This window comes from Bacillus sp. AFS029637 (assembly GCF_002584985.1).
Classification (GTDB): domain Bacteria; phylum Bacillota; class Bacilli; order Bacillales; family Bacillaceae_G; genus Bacillus_A.
On record NZ_NUPZ01000024.1, the window covers coordinates 17,072 to 25,993 of the forward strand.

10 protein-coding genes are annotated in these 8,922 nt (G+C 35.4%); 9 read left to right on the forward strand and 1 reads right to left on the reverse strand.

The genetic code is table 11. From position 1 onward, the window contains the following. Nucleotides 1-136 precede the first annotated feature (136 nt). The 5 genes from COE49_RS13380 (at nucleotide 137) to cspA (ending at nucleotide 5,375) form a co-directional block, all read left to right on the forward strand. Nucleotides 137-793: an S-layer homology domain-containing protein gene (locus COE49_RS13380; protein ID WP_098357349.1), complete on the forward strand. Its 657-nt coding sequence runs from the start codon at nucleotides 137-139 to the stop codon at nucleotides 791-793. Nucleotides 794-921: 128 nt separating this feature from the next. Further along, complete coding sequence (locus COE49_RS13385) at nucleotides 922-1,701, forward strand: S-layer homology domain-containing protein (RefSeq protein ID WP_249278328.1); 780 nt, start codon at nucleotides 922-924, stop codon at nucleotides 1,699-1,701. Nucleotides 1,702-1,917: 216 nt separating this feature from the next. Further along, nucleotides 1,918-3,507: a malate synthase A gene (gene aceB, locus COE49_RS13390; protein ID WP_088231480.1), complete on the forward strand. Its 1,590-nt coding sequence runs from the start codon at nucleotides 1,918-1,920 to the stop codon at nucleotides 3,505-3,507. A gap of 21 nt (nucleotides 3,508-3,528) precedes the next feature. Continuing rightward, the gene (aceA, locus tag COE49_RS13395) at nucleotides 3,529-4,806 is read left to right on the forward strand and encodes an isocitrate lyase (protein ID WP_088231479.1); all 1,278 of its coding nucleotides are present in this window, start codon (nucleotides 3,529-3,531) and stop codon (nucleotides 4,804-4,806) included. Between the two features lie 365 nt (nucleotides 4,807-5,171). Next, nucleotides 5,172-5,375 carry an RNA chaperone/antiterminator CspA gene (cspA, locus tag COE49_RS13400; RefSeq protein ID WP_000301522.1) on the forward strand — a complete coding sequence of 68 codons (204 nt, stop codon included), beginning with the start codon at nucleotides 5,172-5,174 and terminating at the stop codon, nucleotides 5,373-5,375. Between the two features lie 46 nt (nucleotides 5,376-5,421). On the opposite strand, the gene COE49_RS13405 is transcribed toward cspA, so the two are convergent. Further along, the gene (locus COE49_RS13405; RefSeq protein WP_088231478.1) at nucleotides 5,422-5,607 is read right to left on the reverse strand and encodes a hypothetical protein; all 186 of its coding nucleotides are present in this window, start codon (nucleotides 5,605-5,607) and stop codon (nucleotides 5,422-5,424) included. Nucleotides 5,608-5,887: 280 nt separating this feature from the next. Between COE49_RS13405 and COE49_RS13410 the strand changes: the two genes are divergently transcribed. The 4 genes from COE49_RS13410 to lepB all read left to right on the forward strand — a co-directional run bounded on the left by COE49_RS13410 (nucleotide 5,888) and on the right by lepB (nucleotide 8,821). Continuing rightward, a complete protein-coding gene (locus COE49_RS13410) occupies nucleotides 5,888-6,469 on the forward strand; it encodes a competence protein ComK (protein ID WP_098252452.1) in 582 nt (193 codons plus the stop codon). Nucleotides 6,470-6,685: 216 nt separating this feature from the next. Then, complete coding sequence (locus COE49_RS13415; protein WP_098252451.1) at nucleotides 6,686-7,282, forward strand: DUF4306 domain-containing protein; 597 nt, start codon at nucleotides 6,686-6,688, stop codon at nucleotides 7,280-7,282. Nucleotides 7,283-7,607: 325 nt separating this feature from the next. Further along, on the forward strand, nucleotides 7,608-8,201 hold the full coding sequence (locus COE49_RS13420) for a TVP38/TMEM64 family protein (protein ID WP_098252450.1): 594 nt from the start codon (nucleotides 7,608-7,610) through the stop codon (nucleotides 8,199-8,201). A gap of 56 nt (nucleotides 8,202-8,257) precedes the next feature. Beyond that, a complete protein-coding gene (lepB, locus tag COE49_RS13425; RefSeq protein WP_088231474.1) occupies nucleotides 8,258-8,821 on the forward strand; it encodes a signal peptidase I in 564 nt (187 codons plus the stop codon). Nucleotides 8,822-8,922: the final 101 nt, after the last annotated feature.

Sequence of the window (8,922 nt, forward strand, 5' to 3'; positions counted from 1 at the left end):
AATGTTTCTTCTAGAAGATTGGCATTTTATCTTACATTCACCAACAAATTAGTACTCCTGAAACAATGAAGTTCAATGCTTCGTATTATCTATTATTTTTCTATTTAACATAAAATAGAAATAGGGAGAGAGGACAATGAAGAAAAAAATATTGGGTGTAATGATGATTGCGACAATGGTAGGAGGTATATTTGCAGGAACGAATGTGGCGCCTGTAAAAGCGGAAGAGTATCCGGAAATGATTGTATTTGATGATGTTCCATACGGATTTTGGGCATATGATGCTATTTTAGATTTAGCTTATAATAAAGTTATAGTTGGGTATGGAAATGGAAAGTATGGTGTTGGAGATCTTACAACACGTGAACAAGTAGCTGGGGTTATTTATAAAACACTTGAAATGAAAGACGAAGGAGCAGTAGCAAATCCATACAAAGATATTTCTGAAAGTTCTACTAATTTCAAAAAGGAAATTTTAGCATTAACAAAACGTGGTGTTTTTAAAGGTGATACAAACGGAAACTTTAGACCGAAATCACCAATTTCTCGAGCTGAAATGGCAGTAGTACTTCAAAAGGCATATACTTTCGAAGCGAAACAAAAGCATACATTTAAAGATGTACCAAAAGGACATTGGGCAGAAGAGGCAATTAGTGCCCTGCAATCTAATCAGGTTGTTACAGGAACTGGAAAAGATATGTATGAATTAAATGGCTTTGTACCGAGAGAACAATATGCACAGTTTATAAATAATGCGATTATTAATTATCATTTGAAAGAGGATTGGAAATAGCGTGAAATAGAAGAGCGCAAATAGAAATATTTGTGCTTTTTTGTTTGTTTAAAAAGAATAAATATACGTCTATATGTGTGTTTATTATTGTACATAAGCTTGATAATCAACCTCGTAAAAAAGAAACGATGTGTAATATGATTCACAAAAATGTCACGGAATTTGTCGAAAAATATATTGTTACTATACCGTTAATTATGTATATTTTAAAAAAAACATATACATATTGGGGAGATAATTTCATGAGCAAAAAATTATTAAAAACAGCTACAGCATTAACGATTATGGGTGGGGTGTTATTCTCAGCAGAGGGTAATAATGTAAAAGCGGAAAGTGCACCGCTACAAAATACAAATACAATTGTATTTAAAGATGTACCAGAAGGACATTGGTCATATGAAGCAATTCATGATTTAGCGGCAAACGAAATTATTTTTGGATATGGAGATGGAATCTTCGGTTTTGGGGATAATGTAACACGTGAGCAAGTTGCGGCTTTAATTTACCGTGTGTTTGATATAGAAGAACAAGATGAATATGAAAATCCATATGGAGATATCGATGAAAACTCGACAGACTTTATCGAGGAAATATTGGCTTTAACGGAAATGGAAATTTTCATGGGAGACGAGCAGGGAAACTTTAGACCGAAGGCGACGTTAACGCGTGCAGAAATGGCGCAAGTTCTTACGAATGCTTTTGACTTACAGGCAAAGGGACCTCATACGTTTAATGATGTTGCAGCAGATTCATGGGCAAAAAACGCAATTAGTGCGATCCAAACAAATGATATTACAGCTGGAATCGGAGAAAATAAATTTGGTCCGTCTATGAAAGTAACAAGAGAACAATACGCACAGTTTTTATATAAAACAATGTTGCAGAATGTGGAAGAAGAGCAGCAATAAAGTTTAATCAGTAAAAGTAGAATTTAAAAATCATACAAAAAGGTCGTTGTTGTATAACAGTGGCCTTTTTTGTATGGAATAAAGCGCGGAATCATCGCATTTTGGAAAAAAATGAAATGAATTTTCAAAAAAAACTTCCTTTTCTGAAGATTTGTTATATAATATAAAACATGAAATCAAATCTGTTATAAAACAGTTTAAGAAGGGGATGCTAATATGTCGACGCAAACTTCACGGGTTACACTCGTAGGAGAAATGTTACCAGCGTACAACGAAATATTGACACCTGAGGCGCTTAATTTTTTAAAGGAACTGCATGGAAAATTCAATGAGCGCCGCATAGAACTTTTACAAAAGCGTGTAGAGAAACAAAAACGAATTGATGCAGGAAAGTTTCCGAAGTTTTTAGAAGAAACAAAGCACATTCGTGAAGCGGATTGGACAATCGCTAAGCTGCCAAAAGATTTAGAGGATCGTCGCGTAGAGATTACTGGACCAGTAGATAGAAAGATGGTCATTAACGCTTTAAATTCAGGAGCGCATCTTTTTATGGCGGATTTTGAAGATTCGAATTCACCAACTTGGGAAAATGCGGTGGAAGGCCAACTGAACTTACGAGATGCAGTAAAGGGAACGATTTCACATAAGAATGATAAAGGAAAAGAATATAGATTAAATGATAAAACAGCAGTACTTATCGTGAGGCCAAGAGGATGGCATTTAGAAGAAAAACATATGAAAGTGGACGGACAGAATATGTCTGGTAGCTTAGTAGATTTCGGACTTTATTTTTTCCATAATGCGAAAGCTCTTTTAGAAAAAGGGAGCGGCCCATATTTCTACTTACCGAAAATGGAAAGTTATTTAGAAGCGAGGTTGTGGAATGATGTATTCGTATTTGCTCAAACATACATCGGTATTCCAAACGGAACAATTAAAGCGACGGTGTTACTGGAAACGATTCACGCTTCGTTTGAAATGGATGAAATTTTGTATGAGCTAAAAGATCATTCTGCTGGATTAAACTGCGGACGTTGGGATTATATTTTCAGCTTTTTAAAAGGCTTCCGGAATCATAATGAATTTTTACTACCAGATAGAGCGCAAGTCACGATGACGGCGCCGTTTATGCGCGCGTATTCTTTGAAAGTAATTCAAACGTGTCACCGCCGTAATGCACCGGCAATTGGAGGGATGGCGGCACAAATTCCGATTAAAAATAATCCGGAAGCAAATGAGGCGGCTTTTGAAAAAGTGCGTGCTGATAAGGAGCGCGAAGCTTTAGACGGTCATGACGGGACTTGGGTTGCCCACCCGGGACTTGTACCAGTCGCGATGGAAGTATTTAATCACATTATGAAAACACCAAATCAAATTTTTAGAAAACGTGAAGAAATACATGTTACAGAAAAAGATTTACTAGAAGTGCCAGTGGGAACGATTACAGAAGAGGGCTTTCGCATGAATATTAGCGTAGGTATTCAATATATTGCATCTTGGTTAAGCGGACGGGGAGCAGCACCAATTTATAACTTAATGGAAGATGCGGCAACAGCGGAAATCTCAAGGGCACAAGTGTGGCAATGGATTCGTCATGAAGGCGGAAAGCTAAAGGATGGCCGCAATATTACGCTTGAGTTGATGGAAGAACTGAAAGAAGAAGAGTTAGCAAAAATAGAAAGAGAGATTGGTAAGGAAGCCTTTAAGAAAGGGAGATTCAAAGAGGCAACAACGTTATTTACAAATCTCGTTCGGAATGATGAATTCGTACCATTTTTAACATTACCGGGTTATGAAATTTTATAAAGTGAAAAGGGGATGGAACATATGAAAAACGAAAGAATCGAGAAATTACAAGAGAACTGGGAATTAGATAAGCGCTGGAAAGGGATCACACGCCCATATTCGGCAGAAGATGTAATTCGCCTGCGCGGATCGATTGATATTGAACATACATTAGCGCGCCGCGGTGCAGAAAAACTTTGGGAGTCACTTCATACGGAAGATTATATTAACGCACTTGGCGCATTAACAGGAAACCAAGCGATGCAACAAGTAAAAGCTGGGTTAAAAGCAATTTATTTAAGTGGTTGGCAAGTAGCAGCTGATGCAAACCTTTCTGGACATATGTATCCAGATCAAAGTTTATATCCAGCGAACAGCGTACCTGCTGTAGTAAAACGAATTAACCAAACGCTGCAACGCGCGGATCAAATTCAGCATATGGAAGGAAGCGGTGATACAGATTACTTCGTACCGATTGTAGCAGATGCAGAAGCTGGATTTGGTGGACAATTAAACGTATTCGAACTTATGAAAGGTATGATTGAAGCAGGTGCATCAGGTGTGCACTTTGAAGATCAATTATCTTCAGAGAAAAAATGCGGCCATTTAGGCGGAAAAGTATTACTACCGACGCAAACAGCGGTGCGCAATTTAATTTCTGCACGCCTTGCGGCAGACGTAATGGACGTACCAACCATTATCGTTGCAAGAACAGATGCGGATGCAGCAGATTTAATTACGAGCGACATCGATCCAGTTGATAAAGCGTTTATTACAGGAGAAAGAACACCAGAAGGATTTTACCGTACGAAAGCAGGTCTTGATCAAGCAATTGCGCGTGGTTTAGCATATGCACCGTATGCAGACCTCGTTTGGTGCGAAACGTCTGAACCAAATTTAGAAGATGCAAAACGATTTGCGGACGCAATTCATAAAGAGTATCCAGGAAAGCTACTTGCTTACAACTGTTCACCTTCATTTAACTGGAAACAAAAATTAGATGAGAAAACAATTGCGAGCTTCCAAAAAGAAATCGCATCTTACGGTTATAAGTTCCAGTTCGTAACACTTGCTGGATTCCACTCATTAAACTACGGCATGTTTGAATTAGCACGCGACTATAAAGAGCGCGGTATGGCAGCGTACTCTGAACTACAACAAGCTGAATTCGCAGCTGAAAAACATGGTTACTCTGCAACACGTCATCAACGCGAAGTAGGAACAGGTTACTTTGATGAAGTAGCACAAGTTATTACAGGCCGTACTTCATCAACGACAGCGTTAAAAGGATCTACAGAAGAAGAACAGTTTACAAAATAAAAGGAAGGGGGCACCTTTTGGAAGGGTGCCCCTTGTTATTTTCTGAACGATTTGAGAGTAAATGAAATATGTGTTCATGTAACAGTGAAATCTATGTGTATTAGAATCGAATATTAGTGAATGTAAACTCAATTTAATTTGTCAGTTATTTTCAAAAAAGATTGTACATTTCATTTTAAGTGTGCTATGATGATGTCAGTTGAATAGTTAAATTAAGCAATCCATATGTTATCAAGTGCTGAAAACGAACGAGAAAAAGTATGTGAGAACTAGTTTATGTTTCGTATTTGATAATGTGTGGATTCTTTTTTTAGACAGGAAGACTAAAAAATTAAAAATTTGTATTTTCTTAGGAGGAAATAATCATGGCAGTAACAGGACAAGTAAAATGGTTTAACAACGAAAAAGGCTTCGGTTTCATCGAAGTTCCAGGCGAAAACGACGTATTCGTACACTTCTCTGCAATCGAAACTGAAGGTTTCAAATCTTTAGAAGAAGGTCAAAAAGTTAGCTTCGAAATCGAAGAAGGTAACCGTGGACCTCAAGCTAAAAACGTAATCAAACTATAATTTATAGTTGATGATGGAAAAAAGGATGGCTCATGCCATCCTTTTTTTATTGTTCTTTTTCTGCTTTTTTCTTCTCACGTTTCTTACATTCTGGACATTTGGATTTGCGAAATGGTTTGGCGAAAAATAGTAGAATGAAAAATAAACCAAATATAATACTAGCTGAGTTTTTTATGATCACAATGCTGCTATTTTTCATGTGAATGTTTGGTTGAATCTCTTTTTCTTCCATAAGGAACCTCCATATATTGGCTTTGTATTTTAATTATAGCAGAGGTAATTGTTGTAATGATGTAAAAAGAGGAAGCAATTGCTACTATTTGTAGATAGCAATTGCTTTTTTATCACTATAAATTCATTTATCTCTATATCGGTGTTTTAAAATTTATAAGTTGTTTAATAAATGATAAAAGATTGTAAAAAAGCGGAATCAGTAAGCCATTTCCTATTTGCAAGTGCTAAAATTATAAATGCAGCTGCTAATATAAATGATAAAAAGGAGATAATAGAGTATGGAAAATAAAGTAGAACGTTATGTTGAAAATTATGTTGTAAATAAAAATACGATGGCCTTACTTCCTGTTATCCTTAGTGAAAAGAAAATTGTTACGAGAGTTGTTGAAATAGAAGATTCTTTTTTCGTATTTCAAAAGCCTCTAGATATTATAGAAAGAAGTTGCCGCAAACATGGCTCTAGTTTCTTAGGCAGAAAAGAAGGAACGAAAGAGTTAACTCATATTACACATAAAGCACCGATCGCGATTAGTCCGACAGATCAACTTTATTTTTTCCCTACCTATTCTTATTCTAGAAAAGAGTGCGCGTGGTTGTCTCATTTTTATATTGAAAGTAATAAAGAATTAAAAGATGGAAATCTTATTATTAGATTTATAAATGGCTTTGCTGTGAAGTTAGAAATATCAAGAACTAGTTTTGAAAATCAACAAAATCGTACAGCGAAATTGCGTACAGAGTATGAAGATCGTAGGAAAAAACAAGGGAATCCTTGTTTTAAAGAGGTCGATCAAAGAGATGGATTAACATTAAAACCAGCTTATGAGAAAGTGTATTTTGTTAGAGAAGAGGATGTATGAGAGGAAAAGGGTGGGAAGACTCATCCTTTTTGATTTCATTATATATACCGTTTACGCTGTAAGATTCATAAATAAAACGAGAGAAATGTACAAACTTTTTGTTCTCGAAGGGCTCAAGATAATATAGAATTACAATATAATGGTAATTCTTCTATATGCTTACTATAGTGTGAACATACATTATATTTTTTTCATCCTGTATAAAAAGGAGATGGTATGTTGAAAAGGACCCTGTTATTTTGGGCGCAATATATTCTTGCTTTGCCTATATTTTTTCTTGCATTTATGTTTACTAGTTTCACTGGTAGTCAGTTGATGATAGATGCTGATAAACGATATTTTGTTTTCACACCTCAAAATGCAACAGATTATAGTCAAATTAGTGAAATTGATAAATTGCTATTTGCTTTTTCAATTCAACCGTTTGTTACTATAGTATGTTTTCTGTCAATCGTGTATGTACTGGCACTTATTGTCTTTCAAATTATTGAATGTAAGAAGCAAAGAAAGATATTACATAGCCTGCAATATATGATTCTTATACCAATTTTTCTTTACTTGTGGTTAGGAACGATGGGATTTTCCGCAGTTAATTTAACTTGGATAGATAATTGGAAAGATTACCTTATCTTTACTCCTGCAACTATAACGAATGAAGAAGATATATATATGATTGATAAATTTCTATACAAATTTCGAATGTTACCTATTTCGAGTACAGTATTAATACTATCTTTCTTACATATATTAATACTTATCGTGATTGACAGTGTACGCTTGCTAAAAAAATTGCTTGTAAGAACTAGCCAATAGAAAAGGCTACTCATTTCCATATAGATAGAAATACCCTTACATGTAGTAAGGGTATTCTTATGAAAAAGACTAATTATTACTTTCTGTATTTTCTTCTTTCTCATAAAAATATAACCATTAAGCTATAATCCCGGCACGTTATCTAAATTAACTTCACGTTCTGTCGAATATTGATAGATTATCATAGCATAATAATGAAGGAATTCTAATGAAAGGTATGGAAAGTTTAATAAATACATCTCCATATGTCGTATCTACCAATTCCTCTTTCATTTAAGCAGTGATACAGTAGAGGTAGTAATAGAGTAAAGGGGTAAAGTGTAGAATGGATTTTCAGTCAATCAAAGAGTATTTTTCACCAGAAAATATGGATCATATTGTGGAAAGTTATAAAGCGTTCGGACCACTTCTTGGTATTGGTTTACCGATGATAGAAGCACTCATTCCAGCATTACCACTTATTGTGTTTGTGTTAGCGAATGCTGTTGCATTTGGATTTTGGCACGGTTTTCTATATTCATGGATTGGCTCGGTAATAGGTGCCATGCTTGTTTTTTTCATTATCCGTCATTTTGGACGCAGTCGTTTCTTTTCTTTTGTAAATAAGCATGAGAGAGTGCGAAAGGCAATGGGATGGATTGAAAGAAAAGGATTCGCACCGATTTTCGTCATATTTTGTTTTCCGTTTACACCGTCTGCGCTTATAAACGTTGTCGCTGGTTTATCTCGCATTAGCGTAAAGCAGTTTGGACTTGCATTAGTATTTGGAAAGCTTGTGATGATTTTTATTTTAACGTATATCGGTCATGATTTAATGTCATTTATTCATAACCCGGTGAAATCAGTAATTGTAGCAATTTGTATTTTTATTTTATGGTATGTCGGTAAAAAAATTGAAGTAAAGTTAGAACTACATTAAGAATAGTCTTCTTTGTAAAGGCAAGCTTCATTATTAAAGGGTAAGGGGAGAAGCGGATGAAGAAAACTTTGAAAAAAGAAGGCATAGAGTGGATACGAACAATTTTAATTGGTGTATTATTAGCTGTATTTTTTCGAACGTTTTTCTTTTCAACGTACGTTGTAGAGGGGAAGTCAATGATGCCGACATTGCAAGATGGCAATATGCTCGTTGTCAATAAGGTGAGTTATCAAGTAGGGGACTTGAACAGGTTCGATGTTGTTGTGTTTCATGCGAATCAAAAAGAGGACTATGTAAAACGAATTATCGGTTTACCTGGGGATCATATCGAATATAAGCATGATAAACTCTATATAAATGGACAATTCGTTGATGAGCCTTATTTAGAAACATTTAAGAAAGAGATAAGTGGACGGCAACTAACGGGCGATTTTAAACTAGAAGAGTTAACGAAAGAAAAGTCTGTACCTCCCGGTTATATTTTTGTAATTGGTGATAATCGACTCGGTAGTTGGGATAGTAGGCACTTCGGATTTGTGAAAGCTGATACAGTTGTCGGTAAAGTTGATTTACGATATTGGCCAATTAAAGAGGTACAAACGAATTTTTCAAAAGGTTGATATAATGAAGTAGAAGTATAGAAAAGACAAACAACTCCGTTTGTCTTTTTTCGTGTACTATAATACAATTATAGTAGCAAACTAACGTTCGTTATGTAAGT